At 69.9% G+C, this 14,472-nt stretch carries 15 protein-coding genes; 7 read left to right on the forward strand and 8 right to left on the reverse strand.

Annotated elements, in window-relative coordinates; translation table 11 throughout:
* Positions 1 to 146 precede the first annotated feature (146 nt).
* Positions 147 to 653, forward strand: coding sequence for a hemerythrin domain-containing protein (locus tag DTPSY_RS01235; protein WP_012655347.1), 507 nt, complete (start codon positions 147 to 149; stop codon positions 651 to 653).
* A 182-nt stretch (positions 654 to 835) separates the two neighbouring features.
* Positions 836 to 1,768, forward strand: coding sequence for a GGDEF domain-containing protein (locus DTPSY_RS01240; RefSeq protein WP_012655348.1), 933 nt, complete (start codon positions 836 to 838; stop codon positions 1,766 to 1,768).
* Between the two features lie 3 nt (positions 1,769 to 1,771).
* Here DTPSY_RS01240 and DTPSY_RS01245 read toward each other — a convergent pair whose 3' ends face one another.
* Together DTPSY_RS01245 and DTPSY_RS01250 are read right to left on the reverse strand one after the other, a co-directional pair.
* Positions 1,772 to 2,410: a MarC family protein gene (locus DTPSY_RS01245; protein ID WP_011803724.1), complete on the reverse strand. Its 639-nt coding sequence runs from the start codon at positions 2,408 to 2,410 to the stop codon at positions 1,772 to 1,774.
* A complete protein-coding gene (locus DTPSY_RS01250; RefSeq protein WP_012655349.1) occupies positions 2,410 to 3,156 on the reverse strand; it encodes an SDR family oxidoreductase in 747 nt (248 codons plus the stop codon). Before DTPSY_RS01250 ends, DTPSY_RS01245 begins: the two co-directional genes overlap by 1 nt.
* 107 nt (positions 3,157 to 3,263) lie before the next feature.
* Between DTPSY_RS01250 and DTPSY_RS01255 the strand changes: the two genes are divergently transcribed.
* Complete coding sequence (locus DTPSY_RS01255) at positions 3,264 to 3,953, forward strand: dienelactone hydrolase family protein (protein WP_011803726.1); 690 nt, start codon at positions 3,264 to 3,266, stop codon at positions 3,951 to 3,953.
* A gap of 87 nt (positions 3,954 to 4,040) precedes the next feature.
* Here the strand turns inward: DTPSY_RS01255 and DTPSY_RS01260 are convergent, their stop codons facing one another.
* From DTPSY_RS01260 to hemB, 6 genes are all read right to left on the reverse strand, one after another.
* Positions 4,041 to 5,609, reverse strand: coding sequence for a DHA2 family efflux MFS transporter permease subunit (locus DTPSY_RS01260; RefSeq protein WP_012655350.1), 1,569 nt, complete (start codon positions 5,607 to 5,609; stop codon positions 4,041 to 4,043).
* 10 nt (positions 5,610 to 5,619) lie between these two features.
* A complete protein-coding gene (locus DTPSY_RS01265) occupies positions 5,620 to 6,828 on the reverse strand; it encodes an HlyD family secretion protein (protein ID WP_012655351.1) in 1,209 nt (402 codons plus the stop codon).
* Between the two features lie 38 nt (positions 6,829 to 6,866).
* Positions 6,867 to 8,420 carry an efflux transporter outer membrane subunit gene (locus DTPSY_RS01270; protein ID WP_012655352.1) on the reverse strand — a complete coding sequence of 518 codons (1,554 nt, stop codon included), beginning with the start codon at positions 8,418 to 8,420 and terminating at the stop codon, positions 6,867 to 6,869.
* A 58-nt stretch (positions 8,421 to 8,478) separates the two neighbouring features.
* Positions 8,479 to 8,994, reverse strand: a complete 516-nt coding sequence (locus DTPSY_RS01275) for a MarR family winged helix-turn-helix transcriptional regulator (protein ID WP_012655353.1) — start codon at positions 8,992 to 8,994, stop codon at positions 8,479 to 8,481.
* Positions 8,995 to 9,098: 104 nt separating this feature from the next.
* Positions 9,099 to 10,304 carry a magnesium transporter CorA family protein gene (locus DTPSY_RS01280; RefSeq protein ID WP_012655354.1) on the reverse strand — a complete coding sequence of 402 codons (1,206 nt, stop codon included), beginning with the start codon at positions 10,302 to 10,304 and terminating at the stop codon, positions 9,099 to 9,101.
* A gap of 39 nt (positions 10,305 to 10,343) precedes the next feature.
* On the reverse strand, positions 10,344 to 11,351 hold the full coding sequence (gene hemB / locus DTPSY_RS01285) for a porphobilinogen synthase (protein ID WP_012655355.1): 1,008 nt from the start codon (positions 11,349 to 11,351) through the stop codon (positions 10,344 to 10,346).
* Between the two features lie 94 nt (positions 11,352 to 11,445).
* On the opposite strand from hemB, the gene DTPSY_RS01290 reads away from it, so the two are divergent.
* From DTPSY_RS01290 to DTPSY_RS01305, 4 genes are all read left to right on the forward strand, one after another.
* Entirely contained in the window at positions 11,446 to 12,225 is a 780-nt protein-coding gene (locus tag DTPSY_RS01290) for a lipoate--protein ligase family protein (RefSeq protein WP_238526556.1), read from the forward strand.
* Positions 12,226 to 12,434: 209 nt separating this feature from the next.
* Positions 12,435 to 12,863 carry a CopD family protein gene (locus tag DTPSY_RS01295; RefSeq protein ID WP_011803734.1) on the forward strand — a complete coding sequence of 143 codons (429 nt, stop codon included), beginning with the start codon at positions 12,435 to 12,437 and terminating at the stop codon, positions 12,861 to 12,863.
* 97 nt (positions 12,864 to 12,960) lie between these two features.
* Positions 12,961 to 14,058 (forward strand): VanZ family protein, encoded by a 1,098-nt coding sequence (locus tag DTPSY_RS01300; protein WP_012655357.1) that lies wholly within the window; start codon positions 12,961 to 12,963, stop codon positions 14,056 to 14,058.
* A 9-nt stretch (positions 14,059 to 14,067) separates the two neighbouring features.
* Positions 14,068 to 14,409: a (2Fe-2S) ferredoxin domain-containing protein gene (locus DTPSY_RS01305; protein ID WP_011803736.1), complete on the forward strand. Its 342-nt coding sequence runs from the start codon at positions 14,068 to 14,070 to the stop codon at positions 14,407 to 14,409.
* Positions 14,410 to 14,472: the final 63 nt, after the last annotated feature.

A 14,472-nucleotide genomic window follows, 5' to 3' on the forward strand; every position in this document is an offset into this window, starting at 1 on the left:
CCGGCAAACACGTGCAGCCCCGCCTCTGGCGGGGCTTTTTTTGTCCCCACGAGCGGCACCGACATGACATGTGTCAATACCGCCGGTGGCGGTTTTTCTTAAGCTCGCGCCGCTTCACAACGCCGCACAGGAAGGAAAGACCGCCCATGGCCGCATTGCAATGGTCCGAGGAACTCGCACTGGATCTGCCGCAGATGGACCACACGCACCAGGAATTCGTGGCACTGCTGCAGGCCGTGGAGAGCGCCGATGACGCGGCGCTTATCGGTGCCTGGGAAGACCTGGTGGCGCACACCGACGCCCACTTCGCCCAGGAGGACCGCTGGATGCAGGCCACCCGCTTTGCCGCGGGCAACTGCCACAGCACGCAGCACCAAGTGGTGCTCAAGATCATGCGCGAGGGCACCGACCGCGCGCGCCAGGGCGAGCTGCATGTCCTGCGCGAGATGGCTGCAGAGCTGGCCGTATGGTTCCCCCAGCATACGGACGCCATGGACGCGTCCCTCGCCCAGCACCTGCGCCGCGTGGGCTTCGACCCCGCCACGGGCAGCGTGCAGAAGCCGGGCGCGCTGCCCGACGATCTGATCCACGGCTGCGGTGGGGCCTGCTCTTCGGGTGACGACACATCCGCCCAGCCCGCCGCCGTGGCCTGAACGATCGGCCGGCTCAGCAGAATTGCAAAACTAGGGCGGTGCGGCGCCGCGCCGGGTGCGGGTGGCGTTTGGCGACGGGTTGTGCAGGAGTGGTGCGGCGTGGTGTCCCCCCGTGCCCGCCACGGTTGCTGTCGCGTCGCCCTGCTAAGCTTGCTGCGTCTTCACGGCCAGCCGGAGCCCCCATGACGCCGCATGAACCACCCGAAAGCGCGCTCTATCGCACCCTGCTCGAATCCACGCGCGCCATTCCGTGGAAGATCGACTGGGCCACGGCGACCTTTGCCTACATCGGCCCGCAGATCGAGGACCTGCTGGGCTGGGCGCCCACCAGCTGGCGCACCGTGCAGGATTGGGCCGACCGCATGCACCCCGACGACCGGGACCGGGTGGTCAACTTCTGCATTTCGCAATCCCAGTCGGGCGTGGACCACGAGGCGGACTACCGCGCGCTCACCACAGGCGGGGATTACGTGTGGATCCGCGACGTGGTGCATGTGGTGCGCGACTTGCAGGGCAATGTGGTGTCGCTCGTGGGCTTCATGTTCGACATCACCGAGCGCAAGCAGAACGAACACCAGCTGCTGCAACTGCAGCAGGAGCTGCAGGAGTTGTCATTCCGCGACGGGCTCACGGGTGTGAACAACCGCCGCAAGTTCGACGCGGTGTACGAGCGCGAATGGCAGGAGGCGCAGCGCACCGGCGAGCCGCTGTCGCTGCTGATGTTCGACGTGGATTTCTTCAAGAGCTACAACGACCAGTACGGCCACGTGGAGGGCGACGAGTGCCTGCGGCGCGTGGCCCGCGCGCTGCAGCAGGCCGCCCACCGCCCGCGCGACTGCCTGGCGCGCTACGGGGGCGAGGAGTTCGTGCTGCTGCTGCCCGGCGCGGATGCATCTTCCGCGCGCGCGGTGGCGCAGCGCTGCATGCAGGAGGTGGCCCACGCCGGTATCGTCCATGCGGCTTCGCCCTTGGGCCAGCAGCTCACGGTGAGCGTGGGCATGGGCACGGCCCTGCCCGGCACGCAGGATGACTCCAAGCGGTTCCTGGAAACGGTGGACCGTTGCCTTTACCGCGCCAAGCATGCGGGGCGCAACCGCATCGAGGCCACGGCCTGACCGCTATGAACGCGCGGCCAGCACCGGGAACAGCTTGCTCAGCCCGTCGGCCATCACCTCCACGGCCAGCGCCGCGAGGATCAGCCCCATGAGCCGCGTCATCACGTTGATGCCCGTCTTGCCGAGCACGCGCTCGATGGGCTCGGCCAGTGCAAAGCACAGCGCCGTGGCCGCGCCCACCACCACGCCGTAGCCCACCAGCGCCAGGTGCTGCCAGATGCTCTGCGCGCGGTCGGCGTAGATCACCACGGTGGACATGGCCGCCGGCCCCGTGAGCAGCGGGATGGTCAGCGGCACCACGGCGATGCTGCTGCCCGCAGCCGCCTTTTCGGCGCCCTGCTCGAGCTCGTGGGTGTGCGGCTTGGCCTCGGCTGGCTGCGCATTGAGCATGTTCATGGCGCTGATCAGCAGCAGCATGCCCCCGCCCACCTGAAAGCTCTGCAGCGAGATGTTGAAGAAGTCCAGGATCTGCAGGCCGACGAGCGCGCAGGCCGCGATCACGCAAAACGCGCTAAACGCCGCCACCTGGACGGTGCGCCGGCGCTGCGCGGCGTTGAAACCGCTGGTGTAGTGGATGAAGAACGGCACGATGGCCAATGGATTCACGATGGCCAGCAGCGTGATGAGCGGCTTCAAGTCCATCAGCGGCCCCCGGCAATGTCCATGAGCGTGGCCGAGGTGTAGCTGGCCGCGTCCGACATCAGCCACACGATGGCTTCGGCCACTTCCTCGGGCGTGCCGCCGCGCCCCATGGGCACCTGGCCTGCCAGGTCGCGCACGCGGTGGGGCAGGCCGCCGCTGGCGTGGATATCGGTGTCGATCAGGCCGGGGCGCACGGCATTCACGCGGATGCCCTCGCCGCCCACCTCGTGCGCCAGGCCTATGGTGAGCGTGTCCAGCGCGCCCTTGGACGCCGCATAGTCCACGTACTGATGGGGTGCACCCAGCCGGGCCGCGATGCTGGACACGTTGACGATGCTGCCGCCGGCGCCGCCATGGCGCGTGCTCATGCGCAGCACCGCCTCGCGCACGCAGTAGAAGGCGCCCAGCACGTTGATGCTGAACATGCGCCGCAGGCGCTCGCCGTGCATTTCGTCCACGCGGGCAGGGCGGTCCACCACGCCCGCGTTGTTCACCAGTGCCGTGAGGCGCCCCAGGCGGTGGTCCACGGTCTCGAACAGAGTCACCACGTCGGCCTCCACCGCCACATCGGCCTGCACGGCGATGGCGCGCCCGCCCGCGGCCTCGATCTGGCGCACCACGCCGTTCGCGGCCTCGGCGTGGCGCAGGTAGTTGATGGCCACGGCCCAGCCGCGCTGCGCGGCCAATAAGGCGGCGGCAGCGCCGATGCCCCGGCTGCCGCCAGTGATCAGAACAATCTTGTCCATGTACGGGTGACTCCTGCAAGAATGGCGCATTGGAACAGGTTTGCGGCGCTGACGCGTATCGTCCCCGCGCCTGCATTCCCTTCGCTCAACGCCTCAGGAGACACGACATGGGACAGTGGGTGGACCTTACCGCCAGCGACGGATTCACGGCCCCCGCCTGGGTGGCGCGCACCGACGGCGCGCCGCGCGGCGCGGTGGTGGTGCTGCAGGAGATCTTCGGCGTCAACGCCCACATCCGCGCCGTGACCGACCGGCTGGCCATGCGCGGCTACCTGGCGGTGGCGCCGTCCACCTTCGCGCGGGTGCAAAAGGGCGTGGACCTGGGCTACAGCGATGCCGACATGAAGGCCGGCCGGGCACTCAAGGCCGCCGTGGAGGGGTTGCCCGCGCCGGGCGTGATGCCTGACATCCAGGCCGCCATCGACTATGCCGCGCGGCACAGCGACTGCAAGGTCGGCGTGGTGGGCTTTTGCTGGGGCGGGCTGCTCACCTGGCGCGCGGCTTGCATGCTGCAGGGGCTGTCCGCGGCCGTGCCCTACTACGGCGGCGGCATGACCACGCCCGCCGAGGTGGCGCGCCAGCCGCGCGTGCCGGTGCTGGCGCACTTTGGCGAGCGCGACCAGTGGATCCCGCTGGACAGCGTGCAGGCCTTTGCCCGCGCGCACCCCGAGGCGCAGGTGCATGTGTACGCGGCGGACCACGGCTTCAACTGTGACCAGCGCGCCAGCTACGACGAGGCCGCCGCCATGACCGCGCGCGACCGCACGCTCGCCTTCCTGGCACGGCACGTCGGCTGAAATTTATAGAGAAAATCACTGCTAGCGCCAACCTGGTAAGCGCTAGCAGCTAGATTATTGATAGCGTTTTCGCATCGACATCGCCGCTCAATGCGCACCCGCCGCGGCGTCGGCGCTGCCGCTGGCAGCGCGCGTGGGGTGGGCCAGCCACACCAGTGGGATCAGCAGCAGGAACAGCAGGGCCGAGGCATAGAAGATGTCGTTGGCCGCAAGCATGAAGGCCTGCTGGTTCACCAGCCGCTCCACCTGGGCCAGTGCCTGCTCGGGCGTGAGACCCCCGGCCTGCAGGCCCTGCAGCGCCTGCGTGAACGGCAGGTGGCCCTGGTGCAGGCCTTCGGTCAGCTGGGCATGGTGCAGGCTGGCGCGCCGCTCCCACAGCGTGGTGGTGACGGACGTACCCACCGCGCCGGCCGTGATGCGCATGAAGTTCGACAGCCCCGAGGCCGCCGGGATGCGGTCGGGCGCAATGCCCGACAGCGTGATCGTGACCAGCGGGATGAAGAAGAACGCCATCGCCACGCCCTGGATGATGGTGGGCACCATGATGGTGGCGAGGTCTGCCTGGGTGTTGAAATTGGAGCGCATCCACAGCACCAGCGCAAACACCAGGAAGGCCAGCGTGGCAAAGCGGCGCGGGTCCACCTTGGCGATGTTCTTGCCCACCAGGGGCGACAGCACCATGGCCAGCAGCCCCACGGGCGCCATCACCTCGCCGGCCTGCGTGGCGGTGTAGCCCATGTACTGCTGCAGCCACAGCGGCAGCAGCACCACGTTGCCGAAGAACAGCCCGTAGCCCACGGAGGTGGCCAGCGCACCGGCCCAGAAATTGCGGATGCGAAACAGCGCCAGGTCCACCACGGGGTGGTCCTCGCCACGCTCCCAGACCACGAAGGCCACCAGGCCCACCAGCGCGACCAGGCCGCAGGCCACCACCCAGGGCGACTCGAACCAGTCGTGCTCCTTGCCGATGTCCAGCATGACCTGCATGGCACCCACCCAGATCACGAGCAGCGCGAGGCCGATGGAGTCGATGGGCAGCGCGCGCTGCTCGGTCTCGCGCTGGTGGAAGATGCCCCAGGTGACCATCACGGCGGCGATGCCCACGGGCACGTTGATGTAGAAGATCCACGGCCAGGTCATGTTGTCGGTGATCCAACCGCCCAGCAGCGGCCCCATGACCGGCGCGATCAGCGTGGTCATGGACCACATGGCCATGGCCAGCCCCGCCAGCGCGCGCGGGTAGCTGGACAGCAGCAGCGACTGCGACAACGGGATCATCGGCCCGGCCACGAAGCCCTGCAGCGCGCGCGCGGCGATCAGCAGCGTCATGTTCGGCGCCAGGCCGCACAGCAGCGACGCGATCACGAACAGCGCCACGCTCGCCACGAACAGGCGCACCTGCCCGAAGCGCTGCGACAGCCAGCCCGTGAGCGGCACCGCGATGGCGTTGGCCACGGCAAAGCTGGTGATCACCCAGGTGCCCTGGGTGGGGCTCACGCCCAGGTCGCCCGCGATGGCGGGCAGGGACACGTTGGCGATCGACGTGTCCAGCACGTTCATGAAGGTGGCCGCCGACAGGGCCAGCGTGCCCCACAGCCGGGCGCTGCCCGTGAGGGGTGGTGGCGGCAGCGGCGGTGTGTGTGCGGGTGCGGTCATGCGCGTCGGCTCAGAGCGTGCCCAGGTTGGCGCGGATGATGCGCGCCACGTCGGCATCGGCGCCCTTGTCCAGCGCGTCGTACACGGCCGTGCTGGCCACCGCTTCCTTGCGCGGCGCATCGGCCAGCGCCGGGCCGCTGCGGTCCTGCGTGTCCACGCTCACGTTCATCGACAGGCCCACGCGCAGCGGGTGCTCGGCCAGCTGCCCGGCATCCAGCGCGATGCGCACGGGCACCCGCTGCACCACCTTGATCCAGTTGCCGGTGGCGTTCTGCGCCGGCAGCAGCGCGAAGGCAGCGCCCGTGCCCACGCCCAGCCCGGCCACGGTGCCGGTGTATTCCACTTTCTTGCCGTACAGGTCGGCGACGAGCGTGGCGCGCTGGCCCAGGCGCAGGTTGCGCAGCTGGTTCTCCTTGAAATTGGCGTCCACCCAGACCTCGCGCAGCGGCACGATGGTCATCAGCGGCGTGCCCGCGGCCACGCGCTGGCCCAGTTGCACCGTGCGCCGCGCCACGTAGCCGTCCACGGGCGCTGGCAGGGCGGTGCGGCGATCGGCCAGGTAGGCCTCGCGCACCTTGGCGGCTGCGGCCTGCACGCTGGGGTGCTGCGCCACGGCGACGCCCTGGGTGAGCGACTGGTTGCTGACGAGCTGCTCGCGCGCGGCGGCCACGCCCGCCTGCGCAGCGGCCAACTGCGTGCGCGCGGTCTGCAGCTGGCTCTGCGCGTGGCGCAGTTCCTCCTGCGAGACGGCGCCCTCGCCGGTCAGGGCCTGGCGGCGGCGCAGGTCGTCCTCGGCGCGCGCGATCTCGGCCTGGGCGCGTGCGGCCTCGGCCTCGCGCAGGCGCACCTGCGCGGCCAGGGCGCTGTTGTTGGCGTACAGCGTGCGTGTCTGCCGCACGGCCTGCGCCAGGTTGGCCTCGGCCTGCTGCAGCGCCACGCGCGCGTCAGCCGGGTCCAACTGCACCAGCGCAGCGCCAGCGCGCACGAAGTCGGTGTCGTCGGCCAGGATGGACATCACCGTGCCGCCGGTCTGCGGCGTGATCTGGATGACGTTGCCCTGCACGTAGGCGTTGTCGGTGTGCTCGTAGTGGCTGGCGACCAGCCAGTCGTACAGGCCCCAGGCGCAGCCGGCGAGCACGACGACGCCAGCCAGGGTGAACAGCGCCTTGCGGCGGGAAGCCTTCGACGCGGTGGAAGGGGTGGAGGGAGTTGCGGTCATGGTGGACAAGGGCGAAAAAGGGGGAATGGGGGGCGAATTCAGCGGGCGGCCGCCACCGTGGGGGCCGCTTGCGGGGCTTGCGCCGTGGGCGGCGGCGTGGCCGCATAGCCTCCGCCCAGGGCGCGCATCACGCCCACCTGGTTGTCCAGCCGCCGCGCGGCCAGGTCCACGGCCAGGCGGCGCTGGGCCAGCACCTGGCTTTCGGCCGACAGCACTTGCAGGTAGGTGCCCAGGCCTGCCTCATAGCGGCGCCGCGCAATGCCATAGGCGGCCTGCGCGGATTCGCCGGCCTGGTGCTGCTCCGCGATCTGCCGTGCGATCGAGCTGCTGCTGGCCAGCTGGTCGGCCGCGTCGCGCACCGCTTCCAGCAGGGCGGCGTTGTAGCTTTCGACGGCGGCGTCCCGGTCGGCCGCCTTGCCGCGCAGGTTGGCGCGCAGGCGGCCGGCATCGAAGATCGGCAGGCGCAGCGCAGGGCCCACGCCCCATTCACGGCTGCCGGCCTCGATGAAACGGTCCAGCCCCACGCTGGCCAGGCCCACGAAGGCGGTCAGGCTCACGTTGGGATAGAACTGCGCCCGCGCCACGCCCATGTCCTGGGTGGCGGCTTCCACGCGCCAGCGCGCGGCCGCCACGTCGGGGCGGCGGCCCAGCAGGTCGGCGGGCACGGCGGCGGGGGTTTCTGAAAAATGGATAGCTGCCAGCGCTTGTGGGGTCAGCGTCTGGGCCGTCTGGGGGTCTGCAATCAGCGCGCCCAGCGCGTTGCGTGCCAGGGCTTCCTGCTCGCGCAACGCCTCGATCTGCTGGCGCGCTTCGGGCAGGGCGCCTTCGCTTTGGCGCAGCTCCAGCTGGGTGTCCAGCCCGGCCTGCACGCGCCGCTGCACCAGTTGCAGCATTTCGGTGCGCTGCTGCAGCGTGCGCTCGGCCACGGCGCGCTGGGCCTGCAAGCGTGCCAGCTGAAAGTAGCCCTGCGCCACGCGGCTCGCGAGCAGCAGGCGCGCGGCCTCGGCGTCGGCGCGCGCGGCCTGGGCCTCGCCCAGTGCGGCGGCGAGGGCGGCACGGTGTTTGCCGAAGAAGTCCAGCTCCCAGCTGCCCGACAGGCGGGCGGTTTCCACGCTACGAACGGCGCCGGCCTGGCCGGGGGGGTAGGGTCCGTTGGCGCTGTAGCGCTGGCGCGTGGCGTCCAGGCTGCCGTTGACCTGCGGGCTCTGGGCCGCGCGGGCGGTGTCGGCAAAGGCCTCGGCGCGCGCGATGCGGGCGGCGGCCTGCTGCAGCCCGGGGTTGCCTTGCAGGGCCTGGGTGATGAGCGCATCCAGCTGCGCATCGCCAAAGCTGCGCCACCAGTCGGCGGAGACCGCAGTCTGCGGCTGCACAGCAGAATCTGCGCTGGATGAGGGCGCAGCGGCCAGGCCCAGGGAGGCAGGGTCGCGCATCCGGGCGTGGGAGTCGATACCCGCCATGTCGGCGCAGCCCGACAGCAGAGGCAGGGCCAGCAGCGCGACGGCCAGCGTGGCGCCATACAGCAGCGCACTGCCGCGGGGCGCGGTCGCAGGAATAAGCGCCGGGGCGCTGGAGGGTGAGAGGTGGTTTTTCATGTTGTGGTCTCTCGGCAAAGGGCAAACGGGGCGGGCTGCAAGGCCCAGGCGCTGGTGCCTATGGCCCGCCTTCTGGAGGGCGTACGTTGGCGTAGATGCGTTTCAGGAAGTCGCGCAACTGCGCCTCTTCCTCGGCGGAGAAACCCTGCAGCAGTTGGTCCTGCACCTCGCCCAGGAGGGCAGGCAGCTGGGCGGCGACGGCCTGGCCCTCCGACGTGAGCGCGACATGCACCACGCGGCGGTCTTCCTGCGATCGCTCGCGCTGGCACAGGCCCTTGGCCTCCAGCCGGTCCAGCAGGCGCGTGAGGCCGCCCGCGTCCAGGTGGCACATGCGCGCCAGGGCCGCGGCGGTGCCGGGCGGGTCCAGCAGCAGGCGCAGCAGGGGTTTCCACTGCGCGTCGGTCAGGCCCAGGGGCTCCATGCGACGCTCCACCTCATACCCCAGCAGGGTGGTGATGCGCCGCATCTGAAAGCCGATGCTGCGCTCGATCTCGAACGGCACCGGCAACTCCGGGTCGGACAGCGGGCAGGCGGCATCCGCCGACAGGGGGGGCGGAACGGAAGGTAAATTCATGCCGTGACAATAGTTGACTGATCAATCATTGTCAAAGCAGTAAAACAAAACCCTGCTGGAAGCTGGGGCGGCGTGGCCGTGCAGCCGCGCGTGCGGCGAAGGGGTCAGCCCTGGCCGGTGCGCGCCAGGTAGCGCTTGCGCCAGAAGAACAGCGTGAGGCCGACGGCCGTGGCGGTCATGCTGCCCATGGCCCACCAGAAGCCGTCCTGCTTGTGCACCAAGGGGATGAACTCGAAGTTCATGCCGAAGATGCCGGCGATCAGGTTCAGCGGCAGGAACACGGCGGTGAGCGCCGTGAGCGTGCGCATGATGTCGTTGGTGCGGTTGCTCTGCGCCGAGAAGTGCATCTGCACCGTGGCCTCGGTGCTTTGCTCCAGCCGGCGCACGTGGTGCACCACGCGCTCGATGTGCTCCAGCACGTCGCGGCTGCGCACCTTGAGCAGGTCCAGCTCGCGCAGGGCCGCCGGCGTGTCCGACGAGGGGGCCCAGGTCTCCAGCACCGCGCACCAGGCCTGCACGGCGGCGCGCTGGTCTTCGCAGATCTCGTCGAGCTGGTGCAGGGTCAGGCGCGCGTCCATCAGGGCGCGCCAGTTGTTGAAGCGTGTGCGTGGCTGCAGCAGCTCGGCCTGCCAGTGGTCGAGCTGGCGCGACAGCTCGCGGCGCAGGTCCAGGTAGTTGTCCACGATCTGGTTGACCATGCGCAGCATCAGGTCGGCCGGGCTGGCGGGCAGGCGCGTGCCGGCCACAGGGCCGGTGCGCAGTTCGCGCACCACGGCTTCGGCGGGCGTGGTGGGCGGCGCGCTGTCTTTGGGCGCCTCGGGCGGGGGCGTCGTCGTCGGAGCCGGTGGGGTGATCAGGCGCGCCGCGTAGGCATCGCGCACGGAGCAGTCGGCCGGGTGCACCGACAGCAGCACCTGGTCGAACACCGCGAAGCCCACGGGGCTGGTGTCGATGCGCCGCAGTACGGGCGGGCCGCCGCGCGCCGCCGCCGGCATGAGCGGGGCGGCCGCGGGGGCGAGCGATGCGCTCAGGCGGCGCACCACCAGCATGTCGTACTGCGAGGTGTAGTCGTAATGCGAGGGCAGCTGGGCGTTGAGCAGGTCGGACACGTGCAGGTCCACCAGCTGCTGGCCCGTGAGCGCCTGCAGCACGCCCTGCAGGCGCGGCAGTTCGGTGCTGAACGCCGCACGTGTGCAGGCGATCCAGTAAAAGCCCCGCGCGGGCGGCTGGGTGGGCAGCTCGGGCAGTTCCCGCGCTTGGGCGCCGGGCTGCAGGTGGAAGATGCGGATCGCCTGCGGGGTTAGGGTCAAATCGGCCTCCAGCGCTTATGGGGCAAGCGCAAGCAGCTATTATTTTGCGAGCAAACGCGCGGCGTCCAGCGCGAAGTAGGTCAGCACGCCGTCGGCACCCGCGCGCTTGAAGGCCAGCAGCGACTCCATCATCACCTTGTCATGGTCCAGCCAGCCGTTGGCGGCGGCGGCCTTGAGCATGGCGTACTCGCCGCTGACCTGGTAGGCGAAGGTGGGCACCTTGAACTCGTCCTTCACGCGGCGCACCACGTCCAGGTAGGGCATGCCGGGTTTGACCATGACCATGTCGGCGCCCTCGGCCAGGTCCAGCGCCACCTCGCGCAGGGCCTCGTCGGTGTTGGCCGGGTCCATCTGGTAGACGTTCTTGTTGCTGCGCCCCAGGTTGGCGGCCGAGCCCACCGCGTCGCGGAACGGGCCGTAGAAGGCGCTGGCGTACTTGGCGCTGTAGGCCATGATGCGGGTGTAGATCTGGCCGTGGGCCTCCAGCGCCTCGCGGATGGCGCCGATGCGCCCGTCCATCATGTCGCTGGGCGCGACCATGTCCACGCCGGCCTGGGCATGGGTCAGGGCCTGGCCTACCAGCAGTTCCACGGTCTCGTCGTTCAGGATGTAGCCGGTGTCGTCCAGCAGGCCGTCCTGGCCGTGGCTGGTGTAGGGGTCCAGCGCCACGTCGGTCATCACGCCGAGGTCGGGGAATTCGGCCTTGAGCTTGCGCACCACGCGCGGGATCAGGCCGTCGGGGTTGAGCGCCTCCTTGCCATCGGGCGTCTTGAGCGCCGCATCGATCGACGGAAACAGCGCGAGCACCGGGATGCCAAGCTTCACGCACTCTTCAGCCACGGGCAACAGCAGGTCCAGGCTCAGGCGCTCCACGCCGGGCATGGAGGCCACGGGTACGCTCAGGTTGGAGCCTTCGTGCACGAACACCGGGTAGATGAAGTCGTGCGGCGTGAGCACGGTCTCACGCACCAGGTTGCGGGTGAATGCATCGCGGCGCAGGCGGCGCGGGCGATTGGCGGGAAAGGGGGTGGGGCTGGACAGATGCATGGCGTCGATTGTCCTTCACTCCCATGCCGGGCTCCACCCCTGCGCTCATCCTTGCGCGGGCCTGCCCGTGGCCGCTGGTGGTAGCCTGTGCCACTTGCCATCTCGCCAGGAGTGCGCCATCACCACCGCAGCACAGGAGCACCGCTGGAACCAGCGGTACATGCAAACCGCAGTGACGCGGCCCTATTGGCGCGTGTGGACCTACGAAACGCCCGCGGTGGTGCTGGGCTGCTCGCAGCGCGCCTATCTGGACGGGGCACGCGCGCGCCTGGCGCCCGGCATGGAGTTGTTGCAGCGCCCCTCGGGCGGCGGTGCGGTGCTGTGCGGCCCGTGGATGGTGAGTTGTTCGGTGGTGCTGCCGCCATCGCACCCCTGGGTGCAGGGCCGCCTGCCCGACAGCTACCAGGGGCTGGGCCAACTGCATGCGCAGGTACTGGCCCCGTGGGGCGTGGCGGCGCGGGCGTTGCCGCCCGATCAGGTTGCCGCTGCCAACGCCCGCGGTGGGCCGGTGGTGCCCTGGGCCTGCTACAGCAGCCTTGCACCGTGGGAAGTGGTGGACGCGGCCGGACGCAAGCTGGTCGGCCTGGCCCAGCGGCGCCAGCGCGCCGGCGTGCTGCTGGTGGCGGGCACCCTGGTCACGCCCCCGGACTGGGCGTTGCTGTGCCAGGCGCTGGACCAGCAGGGCGACGAAGCTGCACTGCGCGCGCGCACCGTTTCGTGCGCCGAACTCAGTGCCCGTGCGCCGGATGCGCAGCAGATGGCCAGCGCCTTGCGCGTGGCGCTGACACAGACGCTGGGTGAAGAAGCGGGCGACGGCGCGGGCGAGGCGGCGGACGACTCCGCGCGCCAGGCAACGGCGCCGAACCGTCCCTAGCGGACGCTCCATCTTGCGCACCCTGGCGGTGGGTGCTAGATTGGCCCTGGGCGGCCCCTCCGCCCCCCGCTTCACCTCCCTGAGCGGGCCCCGCTGCCTGCGACGCGGCGGGGTTTTCCGCCCGGATTTCCGGGCATTTTTTTGCCTCATGGCGGTTCCGTGTCCCGACCGGGTAATGCAGCGCCGGCACCGCCACGTACACTGCGCCGATGCTCTGGGTCAAAGCCTTTCACATCGTTTTCGTCGCCAGCTGGTTTGCTGGCCTGTTTTACCTGCCGCGCATCTTCGTCAACCTGGCCATGGTGGCGCCCGGGTCGGTGGCCGAGCGGGAGCGCCTGCTGCTCATGGCGCGCAAGCTGCTGCGCTTCACAACGCTGCTGTCGGTCCCCGCCATCGCGCTGGGCCTGTGGCTGTGGCTGGGCTACGGCATCGGCAAGGGGCCGGGCAACGGCTGGCTGCACGCCAAACTGGCCGTGGTGCTGCTGGTGGTGGGCTACCACCACGCCTGCGCCGTACTGCTGCGCAGGCTGGCTTCCAACGCGGACCAGCACAGCCACCGCTGGTTCCGCTGGTTCAACGAGGTGCCGGTGCTGCTGCTGCTGGTCGCCGTGGTGTTGGTGGTCGTCAAGCCGTTCTGAGATGCAGCGGCTGCAGCGTTGCCCGGCTTCGTTCCCTCGCAATGGGGGCGGCGCGCGGCGGGCGGCAGCGGCCACGGCACGAGGTGGTTGAGAGGGCATGCACAAGACGTCCGCCTGGCCTCTGGCGCTCATCTACGCGGCGCTGATCGTCTTCGCCAGCCTGTTCCCGTTCGACGGGTGGCGCGAGCAGGGAATCTCGCCCTGGGTGTTCTTCTCGGCGCGCATCCCGCCGCCGTACTGGACCTGGTTCGACGTCAACATGAACATCGCGGGCTATGCCCCGCTGGGGTTCCTGCTGGCCCTGGCGGGCCTGCGTTCTGGCTGGCCGCGCGCGGCCGTGCCGTTGGCGGCACTGGCGGGTGCGCTGCTGTCGCTGAGCATGGAATACCTGCAGATCTTCCTGCCGCGGCGGGTGCCGTCCAACATGGACTTCGCGCTCAACGCGACCGGTGCGCTGCTGGGAGCGTTGGCGGCCGCGCTGCTGGAGCGCTTCGGGGCCATTGCGCACTGGAGCCGCTTTCGCGAGCGCTGGTTCGTTCCGCATGCGCGCGGCGCGCTGGTGCTACTGGCGCTGTGGCCCTGGGCACTGCTGTTCCCGGCGGCGCTGCCCTTTGGCCTGGGGCAGATGTGGGAGCGGCTGGAGGCCGCGCTCATCGACGCGCTGCAGGACACGCCGTTTCTGCAGTGGCTGCCCGTGCGCGAGGCGCCGCTGGAGCCACTGTCGCCGGGCGCGGAGCTCATGGCCGTCGCGCTGGGGCTGCTGATCCCCTGCCTGCTGGGCTACTGCGTCATGCGCCATGCGGGGCGCCGCATGGCCTTCGCACTGGCGACGGCCGCCGTGGGCGTGGGCGTGACGGCGCTGTCGTCGCTGTTGAGCTACGGGCCCACGCACGCCTGGGAGTGGCTCACGCTGCCGGCCCGCATGGGCGTGCTTGTTGCCCTGGGGGCGGCCCTGGCGATGGCGGCCGTGCCGCGGCGCGGCTGCGCGGCGTTACTGCTGCTGGCGCTGATGCTGCACCTGAACCTGCTCAACCAGGCGCCCACCAGCGCCTACTTCGCACAGACGCTGCAGGCCTGGGAGCAGGGGCGCTTCATCCGCTTCTACGGCCTGGGGCAGTGGCTGGGCTGGCTCTGGCCCTATGGGGCACTCGTCTATGTGGTATTGCGGGTGTCGCGCCGCGATGGCGACTCCTAGAATCGTGCCATGAGCGACACCACCCCCCAGTACTACCAGCGCCACATCTTCTTTTGCCTGAACGAGCGCACGAACGGCGAGAACTGCTGCGCCCACCATGGCGCCCAGCAGGCGTTTGACCGTTGCAAGATGCTGGTCAAGCAGCAAGGCCTGATGGGCCCCGGCAAGGTGCGCGTGAACAAGGCGGGCTGCCTGGACCGCTGCGCCGGTGGCCCCATCGCCGTGGTCTATCCCGAAGGGACTTGGTACACCTACGTGGATGAGAGCGACATCGACGAGATCGTGGAGTCGCACCTCAAGAACGGCGTGGTGGTCGAGCGCTTGCTCACGCCGCCGGAACTTGGCCGCTGATTTGCGCTCACTACCCTCTTTGTAGTGTTTTTGGGCTCCAGCGCTTTCCCATCCAGCGCGGGC

The sequence above is a fragment of the [Acidovorax] ebreus TPSY genome, assembly GCF_000022305.1.
Lineage (GTDB): Bacteria > Pseudomonadota > Gammaproteobacteria > Burkholderiales > Burkholderiaceae_C > Diaphorobacter > Diaphorobacter nitroreducens.

Excerpts from the sequence above, each read along its gene's own strand:
- DTPSY_RS01235 (WP_012655347.1), top strand. The coding sequence starts at position 147 with ATGGCCGCATTGCAATGGTCCGAGGAACTCGCACTGGATCTGCCGCAG.
- DTPSY_RS01240 (WP_012655348.1), top strand. The coding sequence starts at position 836 with ATGACGCCGCATGAACCACCCGAAAGCGCGCTCTATCGCACCCTGCTC.
- DTPSY_RS01245 (WP_011803724.1), bottom strand. The coding sequence starts at position 2,410 with ATGGACTTGAAGCCGCTCATCACGCTGCTGGCCATCGTGAATCCATTG.
- DTPSY_RS01250 (WP_012655349.1), bottom strand. The coding sequence starts at position 3,156 with ATGGACAAGATTGTTCTGATCACTGGCGGCAGCCGGGGCATCGGCGCT.
- DTPSY_RS01255 (WP_011803726.1), top strand. The coding sequence starts at position 3,264 with ATGGGACAGTGGGTGGACCTTACCGCCAGCGACGGATTCACGGCCCCC.
- DTPSY_RS01260 (WP_012655350.1), bottom strand. The coding sequence starts at position 5,609 with ATGACCGCACCCGCACACACACCGCCGCTGCCGCCACCACCCCTCACG.
- DTPSY_RS01265 (WP_012655351.1), bottom strand. The coding sequence starts at position 6,828 with ATGACCGCAACTCCCTCCACCCCTTCCACCGCGTCGAAGGCTTCCCGC.
- DTPSY_RS01270 (WP_012655352.1), bottom strand. The coding sequence starts at position 8,420 with ATGAAAAACCACCTCTCACCCTCCAGCGCCCCGGCGCTTATTCCTGCG.
- DTPSY_RS01275 (WP_012655353.1), bottom strand. The coding sequence starts at position 8,994 with ATGAATTTACCTTCCGTTCCGCCCCCCCTGTCGGCGGATGCCGCCTGC.
- hemB (WP_012655355.1), bottom strand. The coding sequence starts at position 11,351 with ATGCATCTGTCCAGCCCCACCCCCTTTCCCGCCAATCGCCCGCGCCGC.
- DTPSY_RS01295 (WP_011803734.1), top strand. The coding sequence starts at position 12,435 with ATGCTCTGGGTCAAAGCCTTTCACATCGTTTTCGTCGCCAGCTGGTTT.
- DTPSY_RS01300 (WP_012655357.1), top strand. The coding sequence starts at position 12,961 with ATGCACAAGACGTCCGCCTGGCCTCTGGCGCTCATCTACGCGGCGCTG.
- DTPSY_RS01305 (WP_011803736.1), top strand. The coding sequence starts at position 14,068 with ATGAGCGACACCACCCCCCAGTACTACCAGCGCCACATCTTCTTTTGC.